Origin of the sequence: Alcanivorax sp. DP30, from assembly GCF_009882945.1 — a bacterium.
Classification (GTDB): Bacteria; Pseudomonadota; Gammaproteobacteria; order Pseudomonadales; family Alcanivoracaceae; genus Alcanivorax.
In genome coordinates, this window is sequence record NZ_WTUY01000003.1 from 143,479 (window position 1) to 162,974 (window position 19,496).

Below are 19,496 nucleotides of genomic sequence, written 5' to 3' on the forward strand. Positions count from 1 at the left end.
CGAATTCCGAGTGACTCCTTGCACACTCAAAATTCTGTCAGAGGAACGGCGACCATGCCGGTTCTCTGACTTCCCCTTCCTTCGACGGCAGCTCAACTTTCACTCTGCCATCGATGGATACGGCTTCCAGAACCCCCGTTCCCCGGTCTTGCGTCCCGTAAATTACCATACTTCCATTGGGTGCAACACTGGGAGACTCATCCATATCAGTACGGGTCACAATATTGAATGTGCCCCGCTGGAGGTCCTGGACACCGACATTGAAACTTCCATTTCGTCGGTGCACATAAACTAGATAGCGCCCGTCAGGCGTCACATCCGGGCGCGCATTATAAGCACCCTGGAAGGAAACGCGTCTGACGGACTTATCATTTATGTTCAGTTTATAGATCTGCGGCCCGCCTGAACGACTGGATGTGAACACCAGGTTCTCGCCATCCGGCAACCAGCGTGGCTCGGTATCGATACCATAATGATTGGTCAACCGGGTCAGCGCCTTGGTAGTGATATCCAGCACGTAGATTTCCGGATTGCCGTCACGGGACAGGGTCAATGCCAGTTTCTGCCCATCCGGCGACCAGTCCGGTGCACCATTAATGCCCTTGAAACTGGACACCTTTTCTCGCTGGGTGGTCGCCAGTTCATGGACATAAATGGCCGGCAGGCCGCGATCTTCAAAAGACACGTAAGTAACCTTGCGGCCGTCCGGCGACCAGGCCGGACTCATGATCGGTTCCTTGCTGCGCAGAATCGTGGTCACACGGTGTCCGTCCGCATCAGCATACTGCAACTGGTACGGGTTGGCGGCTCCGCGGTTATGGGTCACATACAGAATCTTGGTAGAAAAGGCGCCGGGAATACCGGTTAGCTGTTCATAGATACGGTCGCTAATGGCATGAGCCACATCGCGCAGCTGAGAAACCGGCGGGCGGTAGGTTTCCTCCAGCAGTTTCACTTCGCTGCTGACATCGTACAGCGCGTAGCTGATCTCATAACCTCCGCTTTCCAGAGCCTTCATGGTGCCAGCCACAATGTATTCCATGCCAAGCACACGAAAATCCCGGTAAATCACTTCGCTCTGTTTTGACGGGCGACTGAGCATGTCTTCTGCCGGCAGCGGCTTGAACTGGCCACTGCGATGCAGATCCGCCGCCACAATGGCAGATACATCTTCCGGCGCTCCCTGCGAACCGGCAAAGGGCACCACCGCAATCGGCACGGCATCTACCCGCCCTTCAGTAACCTTGATGAGAAGCTCAGCTCTGGCGACCGTACTGGACAGCAATATCACCAATAACAACGCGATACGACTCACTGCGACACTCCTGTTGGCTCAAATATCATTAAAAATGAGCGAAATTCTTTATCAAACAAGGCCCCTGAGGGCACCGGCAATGGTGCCGCCAACTGCACAGCCTTGATCACCGATTCATCAAATTGTGGGTAGCCACTTGACTTGACCACTGATACATCCAGCACATCACCGCCCGGAATAGTCCGAATTCGCACGGTTGTCTGCAGATCATTGCGTCCTCGGTAAGTGCCGGGAATCCGCCAGCGCTGTTTTACCGCGGCCCGAATCGCATCACTGTGGCTTGCCACCTCCACGTCGGACTGATCTGCATTGCTCGCCGCATCTTCCGCTTCATCCGCGGCAGGCTCCGGCTTGCTGTCCATCTCAATTTCTTCGTCTGCCAGCATCTCTTCCAGGCTGGGCTCCTCGATCTCCGGAATGTCAGGTTTGGGATCGGGCTTCGGCGCCGGTTTTGGTTTCGGTTCCGGTTTTGCCGCCGGTTTGGGCTTCTCTGCCGGTTTCGGCTTGGGCTTTTCCACCGGCTTTGGTTTTTCCTTCGGCTTTGGCTTCGGCTTTTCAACCGGTTTCGGTTTTGGGGCCGGCTTCTTCTCAGGCGTCGGTTTTGCCACAGGCGCCTTCTTCTGCTTGGACGTTTCCACCATGGTGGCTTTCACATGAGGCGGGATTACCGGCGCCTTGTGCAGTACCGGATCCGTGCTCCAGCTGAACACCAGAAGTCCAAACACCAACAGGTGAATGAAAAGGGTGAACGCAATCGCAACCTGACGATCACTCATTGCTGCCTGCAGGCTCCGTCACCAGACCCAGCTGGGTAATGCCTGCTTCCTGAAGGGCCGCCATCAGCGAAATGACACTGGAGTAAGCCACCTTGCTGTCACCTTCCACCAGAAACAGGGTTTCGGGCTTGTGCTTGTGGATACGAAGCACATGCCCTTTTACCGTTTCCAGACTGGCGGATTTCTGGCTATCGCCACCCACGTCAATGTAGTAACTGCCATCCGCCTTCACGGAGACAATGACGGGTTCATTCTTGGTGGTATCAATCGGCGCACTGTTGCTGTCAGGCAAGTCCACATTAATGCCCTGGGTCATCATTGGTGCTGTCGCCATGAAGATAACCAGCAGCACCAGCATCACATCGATGTAGGGCACCACATTCATCTCGGCAACCAGCTTGCGCGGCACCCGTATCTTCACGCCATTCATGGATCAGGCTCCCCGCCCGTGTGCCTGACGGTGAAGCACAGAGGAAAATTCCTCCGCGAACATTTCATTTTCGGTCAGCAGGGAATCACTCTGTGCGGAGAATCGGTTGTAGGCCATGACAGCCGGGATGGCCGCAAACAAGCCGATAGCTGTGGCAATCAACGCTTCAGCAATACCCGGCGCAACCACACTAAGGGTCGCCTGCTTGACATTGGCCAGCGCCATAAAGGAATTCATGATCCCCCACACGGTACCGAACAGGCCCACATAGGGGCTGGTGGAACCCACCGTAGCAAGAAACGGAAGATGCTTGGTAAGACGGGTCTGTTCACGCTGCAGGGCCACGCGCATGGCACGCTGGCTGCCGTCCATTACCGCGTCGGCACTGCGGGAGCTTTTGGAAAGGCGCACAAATTCCTGGAAGCCAGCACGAAAAATGGATTCAGTGCCGGAATCCGGGTGCGGATTTTCCCGACTTTTCTTGTACAGGGAAGCCAGATCATCACTGGACCAGAACGTCTCTTCGAAGGCTCTGCCGGCTTTCTCCGCTCGGCTCAACACCCGGAAGCGGCCCACAATCATGTACCAGGACGTCAGTGACGCCAGAATCAATAGCGCCATCACCAGCTGCACCACAATGGTAGCGTTACTGATCAAACTGACAACCGACATGCTGGATGCCTCAACCATTGAGCCCTTCTCCTTCGCTGGCTGCGATAAATTCTTTGTATAAAGCCTCAGGAATGCCTGTCGGCTTGAGTGTGTCTGCCGCCACACAGGCCACCTTGATCTCGGCCTGACACAGCAATGTCTTTCCCCGACGCACCTGCTGATCAAACAGCAGCGTGGCCTTGCCCAGCTTTTTCAGTCTTGCACTCACCTGCAGGGCATCATCAATGCGCGCCGGCTGGCGATACTGCACGTTGGCCGAATGAACTACAAACTGAAAATTGTCATCGGCCAGGGCGTAGTGCTGGTAACCCAACGTTCGCAGGTATTCAGTGCGCGCCCGCTCCATGAATTTCAGGTAGTTCACGTAATACACGATGCCACCGGCGTCAGTGTCTTCGATGTAGACGCGCACCGGGAGGGTAAATTCCCCACTTTGCTGTTTTTTTTCAATCATTAAACAAATCGCCATCCCGACGGGGGGACTTCAGCCCAAAATGCCGCCAGGCATGGTTGGTAACGGTGCGTCCACGCGGGGTACGCTGAATGAAACCCTGCTGGATCAAATAGGGCTCCACCACTTCCTCCAGGGTCCCGGCGTCCTCATTCAGTGCCGCCGCCAGCGACTCCAGCCCCACGGGTCCGCCATCAAACTTGTGCATAATCATGTCCAGCAATCGCCGGTCGGTGCTATCAAGGCCGCAACTGTCCACCTCAAGCATGTCCAGCGCCCTCTGTGCCATCACCTCGGTGATGTTCCCATCCCCTTTCACCTGGGCATAATCGCGAACCCGGCGCAGCAGGCGATTGCCGATTCGCGGTGTGCCCCGTGAACGGCGCGCCACTTCCAGCGCCCCGGCATCATCAATGGGAATGGAGAGAATGTCACAGGCTCTTTGCACAATTCCTGCCAGATCCTCCACAGAATAGAACTCCAGGCGCTGCACAATGCCAAAACGGTCACGTAATGGCGCCGTCAGCAGGCCCGCGCGAGTGGTGGCACCCACCAGGGTAAAAGGCGGCAAATCCAGTTTGATGGAGCGGGCAGCAGGGCCTTCACCGATCATGATATCCAGCTGGTAGTCTTCCATGGCCGGATAGAGTATCTCTTCCACTACCGGGGAGAGCCGGTGGATTTCATCCACGAACAGCACATCCCCTTCTTCCAGATTGGTAAGGATGGCCGCCAGATCGCCGGCCTTTTCCAGCACAGGACCCGATGTGGACTTGAGTTCGCAGCCCATTTCACGGGCAATAATGTGCGCAAGGGTGGTCTTGCCCAGGCCGGGCGGACCAAAGATCAGGGTATGGTCAAGGGCTTCATGGCGACCACGGGCAGCATCGATGAAGATCTCCATGCGCTCGCGGACTTTAGGCTGGCCATGGTAATCGGCCAGACTGGAGGGGCGGATGGCCCGATCCTGTTGCTCTTCCTGACTGCCTTCGGCGGCCGCAGATATAAGTCGTTCGTTATCCATGGTTGCGGTAAAACCGCCTCTGCCCGGTGATTCGTTATCAATATACAAGGTGCGGCTAGCGTAACCCAGCCGACTACCCGGCGGCTATTGCTGTTATCACAGTTATAGCGAAGTTTATTGACTACCGCGCCAGGTTTTTCAGGGCCATACGGATGATTTGCTCGCTGGTGGCGCCCTCTTCCGCCACTTTGCTCACGGCAGCCACTGCGTCCTTGCTGCGGTAGCCCAGCGCCTCCAGCGCCGCAATGGCATCGCTGCGCGCATCATCGTCCGGCGTCAAAGACAGCCGCCCCGGCAGACTGGCTGGCCCACCATCGATCTTGTCCATGCGGTCGCTCATTTCAATGACCAGCCGCTCGGCGGTTTTCTTGCCGATGCCGGGCACTTTTACGAGAGTGCCGGAATCCTGATCCTGAATGCACTGTGCCAGACGGTCCGCCTCGATTCCGGAGAGAATCGCCAGCCCCATTTTCGGCCCCACCCCATTGACCTTGATCAGCGCCCGGAACAACTCGCGCTCGTAGCGGCTGGAGAACCCATAAAGAAGCTGAGCATCTTCACGAACCACAAAATGGGTATGCAGTGTGAGCGGCTGGCCCGTTTCCGGCAGTTCGTAGAACACCGTCATCGGCGCTTCCACTTCGTAACCCACGCCATTCACATCCAGCAGCAGCACCGGGGGACGCTTTTCCAGCAGGGTGCCACGCAGTTGTCCAATCATGCCGAATCCTTAAAGACTGCCTTGGTTATCGTATGCGGCGGTTTCTCACCGCCGTTGCGCCCGCCATACGGGCAAGAGAAACACGCATATGGGCATGGCAAAGTGCAATGGCCAGGGCATCGGCGGCATCTTCCTGGGGGCGCTTGTCCAGCCCCAGCAGATGTTTGACCATTTCCCCTACCTGGACCTTCTCAGCACTGCCCTTGCCCACCACTGCCTGTTTGACCTGACGGGCAGAGTATTCAAACACCGGCAACGATGCCTGCATGACCGCCGCAATAGCTGCCCCGCGGGCCTGACCCAGCTTGAGTGCAGAATCCGCATTGCGCGCCATGAAAACCTTCTCGATGCTCACTTCCGCCGGACCGTATTCCTTCACCACCTGATCGATGCCGACAAAGATTTCCCCCAGCCGTGGCGGAATTTCCTTGTGGGTGGTGGAAATGGTGCCAAAGGCCACCGCCCGGGACCGATTCCCCACGTGCTCAACCAGACCATAGCCGGTATGCCGCGAACCGGGATCGATGCCGAGAATCAATGCCATAACTGTTTGACCGAAAATGGAAAATCTGCGTCAGTTGTACCGAAAGACTGTCCAGATGTCCAGTTAGTTAAAATACGCTGCATGCAGCACGCGAAAGTGTTCGGTCTGGGCTGCCGGTAATGGTCAGGCCTGCGTTTCTGACAAGGTAAAAAGGGACGAAGAGTTTAGTGGCGAGTTTCGAGGAGCGCGTTTCGAAAGGCAAAACCGGCAATAAGAGGCAACACGCCAGATCACTTCGCGAGCAAGCAAGCTCCCGCAATAAAACAGGATGCCCGCCCCACTCTATTGTGTCCTGCGGGCTGCTGCGGGAGCGTGCCTGCACGCGAATTTGCCTTTCGCAACCCGAAACTCGTAACTCCACCCTGAAAAGCAAAAACCCCGGGAGATCCGGGGTTTTGCTTTTACTCGCAGCTTGTAGCTCGCAGCCTGCGGCTATTCTTCTTCCGCCGGCCAGCTGGCGTTGGTGTAGACGTTCTGCACATCGTCCAGATCTTCCAGCATGTCGATCATCTTCTGCACGGTTTCGGCTGTCTCCGCATCGATCTCGGCTTCCGTGGACGGATGCATGGTCACTTCGGCCTCGGCGAATTCCAGACCGGCGTCGCGCAGCCCATCCACCACTTCACCAAACTGGTTGTCCGGGGAGGTGATAACCAGATAACCACCGCCATCAATTTCTTCCACGTCTTCGGCACCGGCTTCCAGCGCCACTTCCATGAGCTTCTCTTCATCGACACCAGGCTCGAAGTAAATCTCGCCACGCTTGCTGAACAGAAAAGCCACTGAACCACTGGTGCCGAGATTACCGGCAAACTTGGTGAAGGCATGACGCACCTCGGCAACCGTCCGGTTCACGTTATCGGTCATGGTTTCCACCAACACCGCTACGCCACCCTTGCCGTAACCCTCATAGGTGATCTCGTCCATGTTGCCGCCGTCGTCACCACCGGCACCGCGCTTGATGGCCCGGTCAATGGTGTCACGGGTCATGTTCTGACCCAGCGCCTTGTCCATGGCCGCACGCAGACGCGGGTTATCGGCAGGCTCACCACCGCCCATCTTGGCGGCCACGGTGAGCTCACGAATCAGCTTGGTAAAGATCTTGCCGCGCTTGGCATCCTGGGCCGCCTTGCGATGCTTGATGTTGGCCCATTTACTATGTCCAGCCATGCTGTCTCCCGTAATTGCTACGAACAGACCGGCGCGACCGCAGCCGCGCCGTTGTACTGCCTGCTGTTACTGTTATTGCTCTTCCTTTCGAACCTGAATACCCACTTCGCGCAGTTGCTTGCTATCCACCGGGGAGGGTGCATTGGTCATCATGCAAGCCGCGGTCTGGGTTTTCGGGAACGCGATGACGTCACGGATGGAATCACAGCCGGTCATCAACATCACCATGCGATCGAGACCGAACGCCAGACCACCATGAGGTGGCGCGCCATACTTCAGTCCGTCCAGCAGGAAGCCAAACTTCTCGTCTGCTTCCTCGTCGGAGATGCCCAGCGCTTCAAACACGGTGCGCTGCATGGCCGGGTTGTGGATACGGATGGAACCGCCACCCAGCTCGGTGCCATTGAGTACCATGTCATAGGCACGGGACAGCGCGCTTTCCGGGTTGCTCTTCAGTTCTTCCGGGCTGCAGCTGGGCATGGTGAAGGGGTGATGCAGGGCATGGAACTGACCGTCATCCTCTTCGAACATGGGGAAGTCCACAACCCACAGCGGGGCCCAGTCGCCTTCGACCAGATTCAGATCGTGACCCACTTTCACGCGCAGGGCACCGAGGGCCTCGTTAACGATCTTCGCCTTGTCTGCGCCAAAGAAAATCAGGTCGCCTGTCTCGGCACCAGTGCGCTCCAGAATGCCCTGGATCGCGTCTTCGGTAAGGAACTTGAGGATCGGCGACTGCAGACCTTCTGCGCCTGCGGCCAGATCATTGACCTTGATGTAAGCCAGCCCCTTGGCACCGTAGATGCTGACGAACTTGGTGTAGCCATCAATGTCCTTGCGGGACAGACTGCAGCCACCCGGCACCTTCATGGCGGCCACGCGACCTTTCGGATCGTTGGCCGGGCCGGAGAAGACCTTGAAGTCAACGCCTGCCAGCAGGTCCGCGATATCGATCAGCTCCAGCGGGATGCGCAGGTCCGGCTTGTCGGAACCAAAACGGCGCATGGCTTCGGAGAACGGCATGCGGGGGAATTCCGGCAGCTCCACATCGAGCAGATCCTTGAACAACTTGCGCGCCATGCGCTCGGTGACACCCATGATGTCTTCTTCATTCACAAAAGACGCTTCGATATCGATCTGGGTGAATTCCGGCTGACGGTCAGCCCGCAGGTCTTCGTCGCGGAAACACTTGGCAATCTGGTAGTAACGGTCGAAGCCAGCCACCATCAGCAGCTGTTTAAACAACTGGGGGGACTGGGGCAGCGCGAAGAAGCTGCCAGGATGGGTACGGCTGGGCACCAGATAATCGCGGGCACCTTCAGGAGTAGCACGAGTCAGGATCGGGGTTTCCACATCCATGAACCCTTCGCCTTCCAGGAAAGCCCGGATGGAGTGGGTCAGGCGGGAACGGAACTGGAAGTTACGCAGCACCTCCGGCCGACGAAGATCCATGAAACGGTACTTCAGGCGCACTTCCTCGCCGGCACCGCCATGCTCATCCAGCTCAAAAGGCGGGGTGGCCGCTTCATTAAGGATGGTCAGCTCCTTGCCCAGCACTTCGATATCACCGGTGGGCATCTTGCTGTTGCGCACCGCTTCATCACGCATGCGCACACGGCCTTTGACCTGTACCACAAATTCACTGCGCACCTTGTCGGCCAGAGCGAAAGCTTGTTCGGTGTCCGGGTCAAACACCACCTGAACCAGGCCATTACGATCGCGCAGGTCGAGGAAGATTACCCCGCCGTGGTCACGGCGACGGTGTACCCAGCCGCACAGCTCAACTGTTTCTCCATCTTGGGAGGCTCGCAAATCACCGCAATAATGGCTTCGCATGCTAAATGTCCGTTCGTATTTCTGGTGGCACAGCCCCGTTACCAGAGTCATTTGCTCCGCCGGATAACCGGGCCGTTGAAAAAGGCGCCACAGTATAGCGATTCCACTGGCTGCGAGCCATGCCGGCCGGCAATCCGGTGGCAAACAGTGCCCTGACAGGCACATTTTTCTTAATAACCATGAAAAATAGTGGTTTGAGCGCTTGTGAACTGGATTTTCCTGCCTTATAAAAGATCCGAACCATGTCAGTGACCCTCTGAGTAATTGCAGTCCAGGGGCGAACCTGATCAGGGAAGCATCGCCGGCGTCCAACCAGAAGACGTCATCACAAATCAGGAAGACACCAAAAAGGGGTAAGCAATCCATGGCTGCAAAGAAGAAAACCGCTGCCAAAGCCGCCAGTGCACCAGCTGCGCGCAAGGTGAAAACCATCACCGAACCGATGAACAAGACCCAGATCGTTAACCAGATCAGTGACACCACCGGCCTGACCAAGAAAGACGTCAATGCCGTGTTCGACGAGCTGGCCGATATCATGGAAGGCCATCTCAAGAAGCGTGGTGCCGGTCAGTTCACCCTGCCCGGTCTGATGAAGATCGTGACCCAGAAGAAGCCTGCCACCAAGGCTCGCAAGGGCATCAACCCGTTCACTGGCGAAGAAACCACCTTCGCTGCCAAGCCGGCCCGCACCATGGTTAAAGTGCGTCCGCTGAAGAAACTCAAGGACATGGCCTCCTGATTCTGGCCCGGCCACCGGTACCGCCGGTGGCCAGTCTCCTCTCCTGAATCACACTCCCTCTGGCCTCTGGCCATCACAACCTTCTATAATGCGCGCCCTTGATTGAGGGCAGTGGTCATTTCGCTATCGCGACCGCCTCCAATGCCCGAAACCCGATTTGGAAGCAGGAGTCTCCATGGCTGAGCGCAAAGACAAGAAAAAGGTGATCGGCGAACCGATGACCGATGAGCAGATCAAGGTATTTCTGGACGTGCCCGCCGAAGAGGGTGTTTCCACCGATTTCCACATGCTGGAAAAGGCCTATCGCGCCCTGCGTGCAGAAGACTTCGAGCGTTTCATTGCCTTCTTCAAGGAACAGGGACGAGACCTGAATGCCCGGGACCCCGAAGGCCGCACGCTGCTCGCCCACATCGGTAGTCACCAGAAGTGCGAAGACTACGCCGAGGCACTCCGCGCCGCCGGCGCCAGCGCCTGACTCTCGCACAAATTGCGCCAGGTCCTCTCGGCCTGGCGCGGCCCTCCTTGCTGCCAAGCTTCGCATCCGTTTTCCCACGGCAACAGCCCTTCCCCCGGTCACGGCAGCCCGCCCCTTACAAAACCCCAGCGCAACACATACCATGCGGAACTTGTTCACAATCCCTGCCCATGGCATTGTTAGGTATTGGGGCTTGCACGCCTTTTGCCGAAGGGAGGTCTGACAGCAACTGCTCAGAGCCTACCCAGTCGAAACAACAACAACAAAGAGCCGTTCAATGATGGCATCAAATTCCAAATCGCTTTGGCGTAACCTGTTTGTGGTTGCGCTTTGTACCGTCAGCCTGCAAACCCTCGCCGCCCGCGAAGACGATGACGACGAGATGGATGAAGTCACCGCGGAAGAGCTGCAGATGCAGGAAATCCCGGTGGATGAACGCATTTTTGTGGAGAAATGGAACGAAGTTCCCTACAAGAAGAGCTACTTCACCTACAACGATCAGCAAATCCGCGACAAGTGGGATTACCTGATGCGGGGCCTGAAGGTACCCTATCCTTCTGCCGAGTACATGAAAGTTCAGTTCGAGAAGTACCCTTTCATGAAGGACGGCATCACCAACTGGGATGGCAACTACGACAAGCTCGAAGACCGTTACCTCTCAGTCTGGCGCCTGTTTTTTGCCGGTGATTTCCAGAAAGCCCGCGAAGAAGGCATCAAGCTGGGCCCCATGGGGGAAATCCCGGCCCTGTTCTCACAACTGATGTACGCCATCTACCTGACCGAGCGCCAAAGCATCAAGTACATGATGCTGCAGGACGTGGCAAACCGGGCCCAGGACTACTTCGATGTCATGAAGGAAGCAGAGGGTGATCCCGAAGTGGCGCCCATCGTGGCCAGCGTGAAATTAGGCTATGCCTATGCCATCGCCCGAATCGCCGAGGAATCACCGGTTCCGATCGTGGTCGCACGCCGCTACATCGGCAAGATCAAGAACAGCGCCGAAGAAGTGGTGGATATCATGCCGGAGCAGCCCCTCGCCCACGCCTTCCGGGCCGGGGTTGATGCCGGCATCATGCGTCGGGTCGGCAAGTTCACCGGTCGCATGACTTACGGTGCCCGCACCACCACGGTGGAAGAATCGTTTGCCGATGCCCTGACCCTGGCGCCTGACATCCCCATCGTGAACTACGAATATGCCAACGCGCTGATTTACATGAACCGCAAACGTGATCTTAACGAGGCCATCAGCTATCTGGTAAAGGCCATGAAGATCCGCCCCGAGTTCTCCATGGATGCGCTGGACGTGATGTATTCCTACAAGCGTCTGCAGGAAGTTCGCTTGTACGCGCTGAATTTCCGCAGCTTCCGCAAGTTTGAGAAACTGCGCCGCAAATTCAGCAAGAAAACCGACCGCAACCTGACCAGCGTACTTTCCGACCCATTGAGCATGGACATGCTCAACAACCCGGAAAACTACGTGCTTCCAGAGCGCAAGTAGGCATGTCACTGTACGAAGACCGTGTCTTCCCCAAACTGCTGGACTGGGCTACCCGCCCGGTCTGGCGGGACCGGGAAAAACTGCTAAGCCAAGCCCATGGCAAGGTTCTGGAACTGGGTGTCGGCACGGGCGCGAATTTCCCGCTCTACACCTCAAACGCCACGGAAATTCATGGCATCGAGCCCGGCGACGCCTTGCTGGATCTTGCGCGTGAATCCGCCAACCAGTGTGGCAATCCGCAACGCTTCCACCTCCAGACTGGCGACGCCCAGGCACTGCCCTATGCGGATGAAACCTTTGATACGGTTGTGGCTTGTCTGGTGTTTTGCACCATACCTGACCCCCAGGCCGCTGCCCGGGAAGCCTTTCGGGTACTGAAACCTGGCGGCACTTTGCTGGCGCTGGAACATGTGGCCAGCGAAAAACGTTGGGTAAGGCATGTCCAGACCGGCCTGAACCCGGCTTGGAAACACCTGGCCTGTGGCTGTCAGCTGACCCGCGACACCGCCACCACCTTCCGTGAAGCCGGCTTCAAGCTCAACAAGGCCACTCATCGAAAACACCCCAAGCTACCCGCCTTCGCCGCAGAGTTACTGGACGGGGCATTGCTGAAACCCTGAAGAGCAGCTGCAAGTCTCAAGCTACAAGCTGCAACGCGTAGAGATCATTGCGAGGCACGTAAAGCACAGAAAGGCCTTGCCTCGTGTTGAAGCTTGAAGCTTGTAGCCACCGAGGCAAATTGCCACACGCCACTCCCGCTATTCTCCTCTACAATATCAGGCCATGGACAACCGCCTCCCCCTGAGAAACTGGCGCCTGCGTCTGGTCTGGCTACGCAGTCTGCTGGTATTGCTGTTTACCCTGGCCTTGATGCTGCTGCAGAGTCTTGGCCATACCGGCTATCACCTTGCGCAACTGAGCTGGCTGGGTGCCTTGCTGTTGCCCAGCCTGATCACCCTGCTTAGCCATCGCTCCCGCAAGCACCAGAGCCAGCTACTTACACTTGAACTTGCGCTGGATACCCTCCTGTTCATTCTGCTGCTGCAGTCGTTTGGCGGGGCTGGCAATCCGTTGTCTTTTTACTTGCTGGTGCCAGCGCTACTGGCTTCACTGACATTGCCATTACTGAACGGCCTGCTGGTGACAGGCATGGCATTGAGCGGCTATCTGGTCACCTTCAACTGGTATCACCGCCCCGCCAGCGACACCCCTTTGCACGCCCTCAGTCATGAACTCAGTGGCCTGCACAGTATCGGCATGGCCGTCGTATTCGTGGCCTTGCTGTTGATGCTCACGCTGCTGGGCCAGGTGATCCAGCGACTCATGCGACAGCAACAACGCCAGCAAGAGCAGGCGCTGGACCTGGCGGGACGCCGGGAGCATATGTACCAGATTGCCGCCACCCTCGCCGATCAGGCCCATGAGCTGAATACCCCTCTCGGTACCCTGGTGATGCTTGCCGACAACCTGCAACATGCCCCTGAACTCCCTGAGAGTCTGCACGCGGAGGTCAACCAGATTGACCAACTGGCCCGCAGCGTTTCGCAGCGGCTGAAACAGAACTCTGCAGCACACCTCTCCGGCCCGCAGCCACTCAGCACACTGATTGAACAACTCAGGCAGCAGCTGCGGCATTTGTCTCCTACACTCCAGGTAGAAAGCGAACTCGACGTGGACCCAGTGCTAGCTGATGGCGAGAGCTGGTTTCGCATTCTCAGCAACCTGGGTTATAACGCCATGGATGCCGGCGCCAGCCGCTGGGTCATCGCCAGCCGTGCCGATGAGCAGGGCCATCTATTGCAGGCCAGCGACAACGGGCCGGCCCACCCTGATACAGAACGTCAGGGACTGGGCATGGGACTGATTCTGGTCAATGCCGCCCTGGAACAGATGGGGGCCAGTCTGGATATGGCGTTTGGCGCCCAATGGACCCAGGTGCGCATCCATTATCCTCACCATGCGCTGCACAACCCCAAGGTGCCCGACCATGACTGAACCGATGCGCCTGCTACTGGTGGAAGATGACGCCCTGCTGGCCGAGCAGACCGCCCGGGCTCTGGGCCGTCGGGTTGCCGAAGTGAACGTCGCCCATGATGCCAGTGGTGCCCTGTCGATACTTGACCGCCTGGCGCATCTGGATGCTGCCGTGCTGGACCAGAACCTCGGTCAGGATAACGGGCTCGACCTGATTACCCCGATTCGCGAGCGCTTCCCGCACTGCAAGGTGCTGCTGCTGACTGGCTACGGCAGCATTGCTGCCGCTGTGGCAGCAACGCATCGCGGCGCCCATAACTATCTGACCAAACCTGCCAGCGCCAGCGACATTCTCGACGCGCTCAATGCCGACCCTGCCAGCCTGGGCACTGCACTGCCTGCTACACCACCCTCTTTACAGCGGCTGGAGTGGGAGCATATCCAGCGCACGCTGGAGACTCACGATGGTAACATTTCCCGTGCCGCTGAAGCCCTTGGCATCCACCGCCGCACCCTGCAGCGACGCCTGAAGAAACGCCCCAGCGCCAGCGAATACCAACGAGAGAAAAGCCCATCGAAAGACTGATTTCTTGTCGCGGCCCGCTTGGCTTACACTGGCAGCAATGACTGACAAGGAACAGGGATTGAGCCCACAGCTGCCAACAGGATGGATCGCAGTACTGCTGTTACTGTTGCCTCTTTCGCTCCTTGCCCGGGAAGCACCCGAATTGATCATTTCCGGCGATGCCAACGAGGCGGTCACAGGCAATATCCACGCGCTGATCAATCTCGAAGGCTACCCCTGCCAGCCCCCCAAGGCCCAGTACGGTTTGATTCGCCGCCAGATTCTCAAGCACGGCAACGAAGCGCTGCAGGCCATGGGCTATTATGACGGGGAACTGTCCTTCAGCGCCGATACCACCGGCGACTGTGCCACTGTCACCCTCGATGTGCGTACCGGTCCTCCCGTCATACTGGTGAGCGCAGACATCCGTTTGCATGGCGAAGCGGCCGACGATCCTGCCTTTCAGAAACTGGCGAAAGATCACCAGCTGCATATCGGCCAGCGCCTGCAACATGACCGCTACAGCCGCCTCAAACGCAGTCTGCAGCAAAACCTGATCAATCGTGGCTACGTGGAAGGCAGTCTCAGTCGCCATGAACTCACGGTGGACACCGTAAGGCGAGAGGCCACGATAGTACTGGTGGTCGATAGCGGGCCGCGTTACCACTTTGGCAAAGTGGAAGTGAACGGCAGTGATCTGGCTCCTGGCCTGGTGAATGCCTATATCCAGTTTCAGGAAGGCCAGCCCTTTGACAGCAAGCGGGTGCTGGAAACCCAACAGGCTTACCTGGGCGCAGGCTACTTCAGTGCCGCCAGAATCCAGAAAGGTACCGCGGATCCGGCAACCCGGGAGATCCCTGTCAGCATCACCCTCAGCGACAACCATCGCTGGTCGCTGCTTACCGGCATCGGCTTCAGCACCGATACCGGACCTCGCATCCGGCTTGGGATCGAAAACCGCCGGGTGAATCGTCAGGGGCACCGCTTTCGCGCGGAAACCCAGTTATCCGAGGTGGAACAGGGTGCCGGGGCCAGCTACCAGATTCCCCTCTCCGACCCGTTGCGCGAGCGTCTGGATCTGCATACCAGTTACATCAACGAGGACACGGACAGCAACACCAATGAACGCTGGAGTACCGGCGCAGACTATATTGTAGAAATGGATAACAAGTGGGTGAGCACCCTGTCGCTGGAATACCTGCGGGAAACCTGGCAAATCGCCGATGAAGTGGATCAGGCGGAACTGGTCATCCCCGGTTATCAACTCAGTCGCATCAAGGCCAATGATCCCATCTACCCCACCTTTGGCTGGCGACTCAGCGGCAAGATCAAGGGCGCCCATCAAGGATTGTCTTCGACGGCGTCCTTTCTGCAGTTCACACCCAGCGCCAAGCTGGTCTTCCCCGTCGTTGGCGGCCGGGTACTGACCCGTGTTGACCTGGGCTATACCGAAATCAATGATGTCACCGAGCTGCCCGCCTCATTGCGCTTCTTTGCCGGTGGTGACTCCAGTATTCGCGGCTTCGGGTATGAATCCCTGGGCCCGGAAGACGCCAATGGTGAAGTGATCGGTGGCCGGCACATGGCTACCGGCTCGCTGGAGTACGATCACCCCATCACGGCAAAGTGGCACTTTGCCGTATTCACCGACGCCGGCAACGCCTTCAATGACATCGAAGATTACGAGTTACGTCACAGTGCCGGCGCAGGTATACGCTGGCGATCCCCGCTGGGTCCCATCCGCCTGGATCTGGCCCGCGCAGTGGATGAACACCGCGCCTGGCGCATCCACCTCAGTATGGGACCAGACCTGTGATCCGCCGCGCCGTCATCGGGCTGTTTGCCCTCGTTGTCCTGCTACTGGTGCTGGGCTCATTGCTCATCTACACCCTGGTCGGCACCGCCCCCGGGAACCGCTGGCTGCTCGCACAAGCCAGCACGGTGATTCCAGGCGAACTGACCGTGGAAAACTGGCAGGGCAACCTGCTTGGCAGCGTGGAATTGAGCGGCATACGCTATCACCAACCTTCCGTGACCGTGGAACTGGATCACCTCAGTGCCCGCCTGCAGCTCATGTCACTGTCACGGGGCTGGCTCACCTTCGAGCACCTGTCAGTGGGCCACCTGCTCATCCAGACGGCACCGGCAAAAACCGCCAGTGATGACAGCTCGCCCCTGCCAGACAGTCTGGCGCTGCCGCTGGGCATCCGCATCGAACACCTACAGGTCAGTGCAATCCAGCTCAACGACACACAGTTGGCCCACGGCATGGAAGGGGAAAGCCTGTCGGCATGGCGGCGTTTCCAGCTCGCCCGCCTTGAAGGCCAGGTACTCGAAGACCTGCTATTCAACGCCAGCGCCCATGGCGAACTTACCTCCCCCTACACGCTTGAAAGCCGCATCCGCTGGCAAAAGCCCCTGCCTGCCAGCGACCAGATCTCTGCCATACAGGCCAGCGGAGAACTACTCGCCAAGGGGCCGCTCACTGCCCTGCAGCTAAGCCATGATCTTCAAGCGCCGCTGATCATCCACTCACAGGGGCAATGGCTGCATCGCGACGACCAGTGGCTGATCGACCTGCAACATGCGTGGCAGGCTCAGCCCCTGCCGTTGACAGGGGATAACCGCCTGAAGCTGGCTTCCGGAAGCCTGACCACCCGTGGCCCCTTGACTGCCCTGCAACTTAAAGGCCACACCGCACTGCAACGCTCCCGCCCCGAACAACAGGATCTGAGACTGGACATCCTTCTGGACAGCAGCCTGACCGGAGAAAGCCTCAATATCAGTGAACTGACCCTGCGCCAGTCGGACCAGCGGCTCACCGGCAAGGGGAGCATCCAGCTACAACCGGTGAAGTGGGACCTGGCCCTGGATGGCGACATCGATACCGCTATCTTCTCTCCACAACTGCCCGGCCAACTCAGCCTGGACGGCCACAGCAAAGGGCAGCTTGATGGCTCACGCTGGCAGCTGGAACCTGGCACCCTCACCGTCACCGGCCACCTTCGCCAGCAACCACTGACACTGAGTGCCAGGACTCAAGGCAGTGCCGACAACCTGCAAATCGACAGCAATCTGCTATGGGGCAATAACCGGGTGCAGCTGACGGGCAAAGCCTGGCCGCAATGGCAGCTGACAGGCCAGCTATCCCTGGCCGATCTCTCCCAACTGGACGCCACGCTTCAGGGCAGCCTCACCGGCAACCTGCAAATCCTCGGCAAAACCAATGCACCTCGTCTCAGCGGCAAACTGGTGGGCAAACACCTGGGCCAGGGCCACCTGAAACTGCAAAACATGCAGGCCGAATTCCAGAATTTGGGGACCGGCGGACAAACCCAGCAGTTAACGCTTAGCGGCAGCACACTTCATCAGGACAGCCGGCTGCTCCTCGACACAATTCACCTTGCCGTCCAGGGCAAACTCAACCGTCACGAACTGACGCTCGGCTTGCGCAATGGGGATACCACGCTGGAAACACAGTTGGATGGGGCTCTTTCCCTCCCCGCCAATTCGCCCCTCAGCTGGACCGGCACACTTAGCCAGACCCGCTTGCAACAGCAACATCTCGGCCAATGGAAACAGGCCCAGCCCAGCGCTCTGGCCCTGTCACTGGCGCGGCAGCGCCTTGGCAATTTCTGCCTGCAACAGCAACAAAGCCGGTTATGCCTCGATGGAAGCCTGAGCAATGGCGATGCACTGACCCTGGAGGCCAGTGCCAACGCCCTCCCCCTTGCCCTGCTGTCTTCGCTGATCGGTCCTGATTACAGCCTGGAAGGCACCCTGAACGGCCAGGCCAGCCTGGCAGGCCGGCTCGCTGCCCCCAGCGGTAGCCTGAGCCTGAACACGGAAGGAGCCAGACTGACCTTCAATGTTGATGATGGCCCACCGCCCTGGGTCCTGGACACCCTCTCGCTTAACAGCGAACTGGACGGCCAGCAAGCCCACACCCGTTTTGTACTGGCCACCGCCCTCGGCCAGATCAATGCACAGGCCAGCCACGGATTCAGTCTTGAGGCCCCCATGGAGGGACAGGCATCGTTTCGCATCGAACGATTGTCCGCAGTGGAAATGCTGACTGCTGATCTGCGTGATGTGCGCGGCACACTTAACGGCGACATCCAGCTCGGCGGCACTCCCGGAGAACCGGTGATCGAAGGCGTTATCGCCCTGCAGGAAGGCCACGCACTGATCCCGGCCCTTGGCACCGCCATAAGTGATATTGATCTGTCACTGCAAGGCTCACCCAAAGGCCGCCTGGCTGTCAGTGGGCAGGCCCTGATGGGCACAGGCACACTCAAGGTTACGGGCTACCTGGACCCGGCCCGCTGGCCCATGGCCCTGAGCCTGAAATTCAGCGGCGAGCGTCTGCTGGTGGCAGACCGTCCAGATGCCAAGGTCTGGGTGTCACCGGATCTGTCTCTGGATGGCGATCTGCAGGGTCTGCAGCTCAGTGGAAAACTGCTGATTCCGGAAGCCGCGATCCATCCAGAACAGTTACCGGAAGGCGCCGTTACCGTCAGTGATGATCAAGTGCTGGTGCACCAGGAAGGGGATGCTGGCCAGCGTCTGCCACTGGGCATGGATGTCACTGTGACTCTGGGCGACAAGGTCAACTTCAACGGCTTTGGCCTGAATGCCAACCTGGGCGGCACGCTGCAAATTCTGCAGCAGCCCCAGCAGCCTCCACAACTCAACGGCCAGTTGGTGGTTGTCAAAGGGCGCTATCGGGCCTATGGCCAGAACCTGGCCATCAGCGATGGGCAGTTGATATTCCAGGGCCAACCGGACAATCCCGGCCTCGATATTCGTGCCTATCGCAAGATCCCCAGTGAGGCGATCACCGTAGGGGTCCAGCTCAGCGGTACCCTGCAAACCCCGGAAGCTGTTCTCTATTCCGACCCGGGCATGGAACCCAGCCAGATCATGTCTTACCTGCTCACCGGCCGCCCTCTGGAAGGAGGGACCCAGAGCGATGCCAACCGTATCGCCCAGGCACTGGCCGTGTACGGTCTGGAGAAAGGCAGTGGCGTCACGGACAAGATTGGTGAAAAGCTCGGCGTGGATGAAATTACCGTGGGCAGCGACTGGGAAACTGAAGACGCTGCCCTGATGCTCGGCAAACAGCTCTCTGACCGGCTCTACCTGACCTATGCCATCGGCCTGTTCGACGCCGTCTCCACCGTCATGTTGCGCTACACCCTCACCCGAAGCCTGCATCTGGAAGCCCGCTCCAGCTCGGAAGCCAATAGCCTGGATCTGATCTGGGAGAAGGAGTTGCGGTAGGGAAACAAGCTACAAGCTTCAAG

General features: G+C 58.3%; 19 protein-coding genes. 8 read left to right on the forward strand and 11 right to left on the reverse strand.

The window, feature by feature from the left end:
- Nucleotides 1-37: 37 nt before the first annotated feature.
- The 11 genes from tolB to GQF00_RS05195 all read right to left on the reverse strand — a co-directional run bounded on the left by tolB (nucleotide 38) and on the right by GQF00_RS05195 (nucleotide 9,183).
- On the reverse strand, nucleotides 38-1,315 hold the full coding sequence (gene tolB, locus GQF00_RS05145) for a Tol-Pal system beta propeller repeat protein TolB (protein ID WP_161318093.1): 1,278 nt from the start codon (nucleotides 1,313-1,315) through the stop codon (nucleotides 38-40).
- Nucleotides 1,312-1,956: a cell envelope integrity protein TolA gene (gene tolA / locus GQF00_RS05150; protein ID WP_237440405.1), complete on the reverse strand. Its 645-nt coding sequence runs from the start codon at nucleotides 1,954-1,956 to the stop codon at nucleotides 1,312-1,314. Before tolA ends, tolB begins: the two co-directional genes overlap by 4 nt.
- Nucleotides 1,957-2,083: 127 nt before the next feature.
- Nucleotides 2,084-2,521, reverse strand: coding sequence for a protein TolR (gene tolR, locus GQF00_RS05155; protein ID WP_161318095.1), 438 nt, complete (start codon nucleotides 2,519-2,521; stop codon nucleotides 2,084-2,086).
- Between the two features lie 3 nt (nucleotides 2,522-2,524).
- Nucleotides 2,525-3,211: a protein TolQ gene (gene tolQ, locus GQF00_RS05160; RefSeq protein ID WP_161318096.1), complete on the reverse strand. Its 687-nt coding sequence runs from the start codon at nucleotides 3,209-3,211 to the stop codon at nucleotides 2,525-2,527.
- The gene (gene ybgC, locus GQF00_RS05165; protein ID WP_161318097.1) at nucleotides 3,204-3,647 is read right to left on the reverse strand and encodes a tol-pal system-associated acyl-CoA thioesterase; all 444 of its coding nucleotides are present in this window, start codon (nucleotides 3,645-3,647) and stop codon (nucleotides 3,204-3,206) included. The genes tolQ and ybgC overlap by 8 nt, the downstream gene beginning before the upstream one ends.
- Nucleotides 3,640-4,668: a Holliday junction branch migration DNA helicase RuvB gene (ruvB, locus tag GQF00_RS05170; protein WP_161318098.1), complete on the reverse strand. Its 1,029-nt coding sequence runs from the start codon at nucleotides 4,666-4,668 to the stop codon at nucleotides 3,640-3,642. The genes ybgC and ruvB overlap by 8 nt, the downstream gene beginning before the upstream one ends.
- A 121-nt stretch (nucleotides 4,669-4,789) precedes the next feature.
- On the reverse strand, nucleotides 4,790-5,389 hold the full coding sequence (gene ruvA / locus GQF00_RS05175; protein ID WP_161318099.1) for a Holliday junction branch migration protein RuvA: 600 nt from the start codon (nucleotides 5,387-5,389) through the stop codon (nucleotides 4,790-4,792).
- Nucleotides 5,390-5,414: 25 nt separating this feature from the next.
- Nucleotides 5,415-5,933, reverse strand: a complete 519-nt coding sequence (gene ruvC, locus GQF00_RS05180; protein ID WP_161318100.1) for a crossover junction endodeoxyribonuclease RuvC — start codon at nucleotides 5,931-5,933, stop codon at nucleotides 5,415-5,417.
- A 432-nt stretch (nucleotides 5,934-6,365) separates the two neighbouring features.
- A complete protein-coding gene (locus GQF00_RS05185) occupies nucleotides 6,366-7,103 on the reverse strand; it encodes a YebC/PmpR family DNA-binding transcriptional regulator (protein ID WP_161318101.1) in 738 nt (245 codons plus the stop codon).
- A 72-nt stretch (nucleotides 7,104-7,175) separates the two neighbouring features.
- Nucleotides 7,176-8,939, reverse strand: coding sequence for an aspartate--tRNA ligase (aspS, locus tag GQF00_RS05190; protein WP_161318102.1), 1,764 nt, complete (start codon nucleotides 8,937-8,939; stop codon nucleotides 7,176-7,178).
- 1 nt (nucleotide 8,940) lies between these two features.
- A complete protein-coding gene (locus GQF00_RS05195; protein ID WP_161318103.1) occupies nucleotides 8,941-9,183 on the reverse strand; it encodes a hypothetical protein in 243 nt (80 codons plus the stop codon).
- 120 nt (nucleotides 9,184-9,303) lie between these two features.
- Between GQF00_RS05195 and GQF00_RS05200 the strand changes: the two genes are divergently transcribed.
- The 8 genes from GQF00_RS05200 to GQF00_RS05235 all read left to right on the forward strand — a co-directional run bounded on the left by GQF00_RS05200 (nucleotide 9,304) and on the right by GQF00_RS05235 (nucleotide 19,473).
- Complete coding sequence (locus GQF00_RS05200; protein ID WP_161318104.1) at nucleotides 9,304-9,678, forward strand: HU family DNA-binding protein; 375 nt, start codon at nucleotides 9,304-9,306, stop codon at nucleotides 9,676-9,678.
- Nucleotides 9,679-9,853: 175 nt separating this feature from the next.
- Complete coding sequence (locus tag GQF00_RS05205) at nucleotides 9,854-10,153, forward strand: PA4642 family protein (protein ID WP_161318105.1); 300 nt, start codon at nucleotides 9,854-9,856, stop codon at nucleotides 10,151-10,153.
- Nucleotides 10,154-10,430: 277 nt separating this feature from the next.
- Nucleotides 10,431-11,651, forward strand: a complete 1,221-nt coding sequence (locus GQF00_RS05210; protein ID WP_237440406.1) for a hypothetical protein — start codon at nucleotides 10,431-10,433, stop codon at nucleotides 11,649-11,651.
- 2 nt (nucleotides 11,652-11,653) lie between these two features.
- Entirely contained in the window at nucleotides 11,654-12,271 is a 618-nt protein-coding gene (locus GQF00_RS05215; protein ID WP_161318106.1) for a class I SAM-dependent methyltransferase, read from the forward strand.
- A gap of 163 nt (nucleotides 12,272-12,434) precedes the next feature.
- Nucleotides 12,435-13,646, forward strand: coding sequence for a HAMP domain-containing sensor histidine kinase (locus GQF00_RS05220; RefSeq protein WP_161318107.1), 1,212 nt, complete (start codon nucleotides 12,435-12,437; stop codon nucleotides 13,644-13,646).
- Nucleotides 13,639-14,211, forward strand: a complete 573-nt coding sequence (locus GQF00_RS05225; protein ID WP_161318108.1) for a response regulator transcription factor — start codon at nucleotides 13,639-13,641, stop codon at nucleotides 14,209-14,211. Before GQF00_RS05220 ends, GQF00_RS05225 begins: the two co-directional genes overlap by 8 nt.
- Before the next feature lie 58 nt (nucleotides 14,212-14,269).
- Nucleotides 14,270-16,006, forward strand: coding sequence for an autotransporter assembly complex family protein (locus GQF00_RS05230; protein WP_237440407.1), 1,737 nt, complete (start codon nucleotides 14,270-14,272; stop codon nucleotides 16,004-16,006).
- Nucleotides 16,003-19,473, forward strand: coding sequence for a translocation/assembly module TamB domain-containing protein (locus GQF00_RS05235; RefSeq protein ID WP_370519463.1), 3,471 nt, complete (start codon nucleotides 16,003-16,005; stop codon nucleotides 19,471-19,473). Before GQF00_RS05230 ends, GQF00_RS05235 begins: the two co-directional genes overlap by 4 nt.
- Nucleotides 19,474-19,496: the final 23 nt, after the last annotated feature.

What these genes read in the sequence shown, in the direction of transcription:
- tolA (WP_237440405.1), bottom strand. Translation starts at nt 1,956, where the DNA reads ATGGTGGAAACGTCCAAGCAGAAGAAGGCGCCTGTGGCAAAACCGACG.
- tolR (WP_161318095.1), bottom strand. Translation starts at nt 2,521, where the DNA reads ATGAATGGCGTGAAGATACGGGTGCCGCGCAAGCTGGTTGCCGAGATG.
- tolQ (WP_161318096.1), bottom strand. Translation starts at nt 3,211, where the DNA reads ATGGTTGAGGCATCCAGCATGTCGGTTGTCAGTTTGATCAGTAACGCT.
- ybgC (WP_161318097.1), bottom strand. Translation starts at nt 3,647, where the DNA reads ATGATTGAAAAAAAACAGCAAAGTGGGGAATTTACCCTCCCGGTGCGC.
- ruvB (WP_161318098.1), bottom strand. Translation starts at nt 4,668, where the DNA reads ATGGATAACGAACGACTTATATCTGCGGCCGCCGAAGGCAGTCAGGAA.
- ruvA (WP_161318099.1), bottom strand. Translation starts at nt 5,389, where the DNA reads ATGATTGGACAACTGCGTGGCACCCTGCTGGAAAAGCGTCCCCCGGTG.
- ruvC (WP_161318100.1), bottom strand. Translation starts at nt 5,933, where the DNA reads ATGGCATTGATTCTCGGCATCGATCCCGGTTCGCGGCATACCGGCTAT.
- GQF00_RS05185 (WP_161318101.1), bottom strand. Translation starts at nt 7,103, where the DNA reads ATGGCTGGACATAGTAAATGGGCCAACATCAAGCATCGCAAGGCGGCC.
- aspS (WP_161318102.1), bottom strand. Translation starts at nt 8,939, where the DNA reads ATGCGAAGCCATTATTGCGGTGATTTGCGAGCCTCCCAAGATGGAGAA.
- GQF00_RS05195 (WP_161318103.1), bottom strand. Translation starts at nt 9,183, where the DNA reads ATGGTTCGGATCTTTTATAAGGCAGGAAAATCCAGTTCACAAGCGCTC.
- GQF00_RS05200 (WP_161318104.1), top strand. Translation starts at nt 9,304, where the DNA reads ATGGCTGCAAAGAAGAAAACCGCTGCCAAAGCCGCCAGTGCACCAGCT.
- GQF00_RS05205 (WP_161318105.1), top strand. Translation starts at nt 9,854, where the DNA reads ATGGCTGAGCGCAAAGACAAGAAAAAGGTGATCGGCGAACCGATGACC.
- GQF00_RS05210 (WP_237440406.1), top strand. Translation starts at nt 10,431, where the DNA reads ATGATGGCATCAAATTCCAAATCGCTTTGGCGTAACCTGTTTGTGGTT.
- GQF00_RS05215 (WP_161318106.1), top strand. Translation starts at nt 11,654, where the DNA reads ATGTCACTGTACGAAGACCGTGTCTTCCCCAAACTGCTGGACTGGGCT.
- GQF00_RS05220 (WP_161318107.1), top strand. Translation starts at nt 12,435, where the DNA reads ATGGACAACCGCCTCCCCCTGAGAAACTGGCGCCTGCGTCTGGTCTGG.
- GQF00_RS05225 (WP_161318108.1), top strand. Translation starts at nt 13,639, where the DNA reads ATGACTGAACCGATGCGCCTGCTACTGGTGGAAGATGACGCCCTGCTG.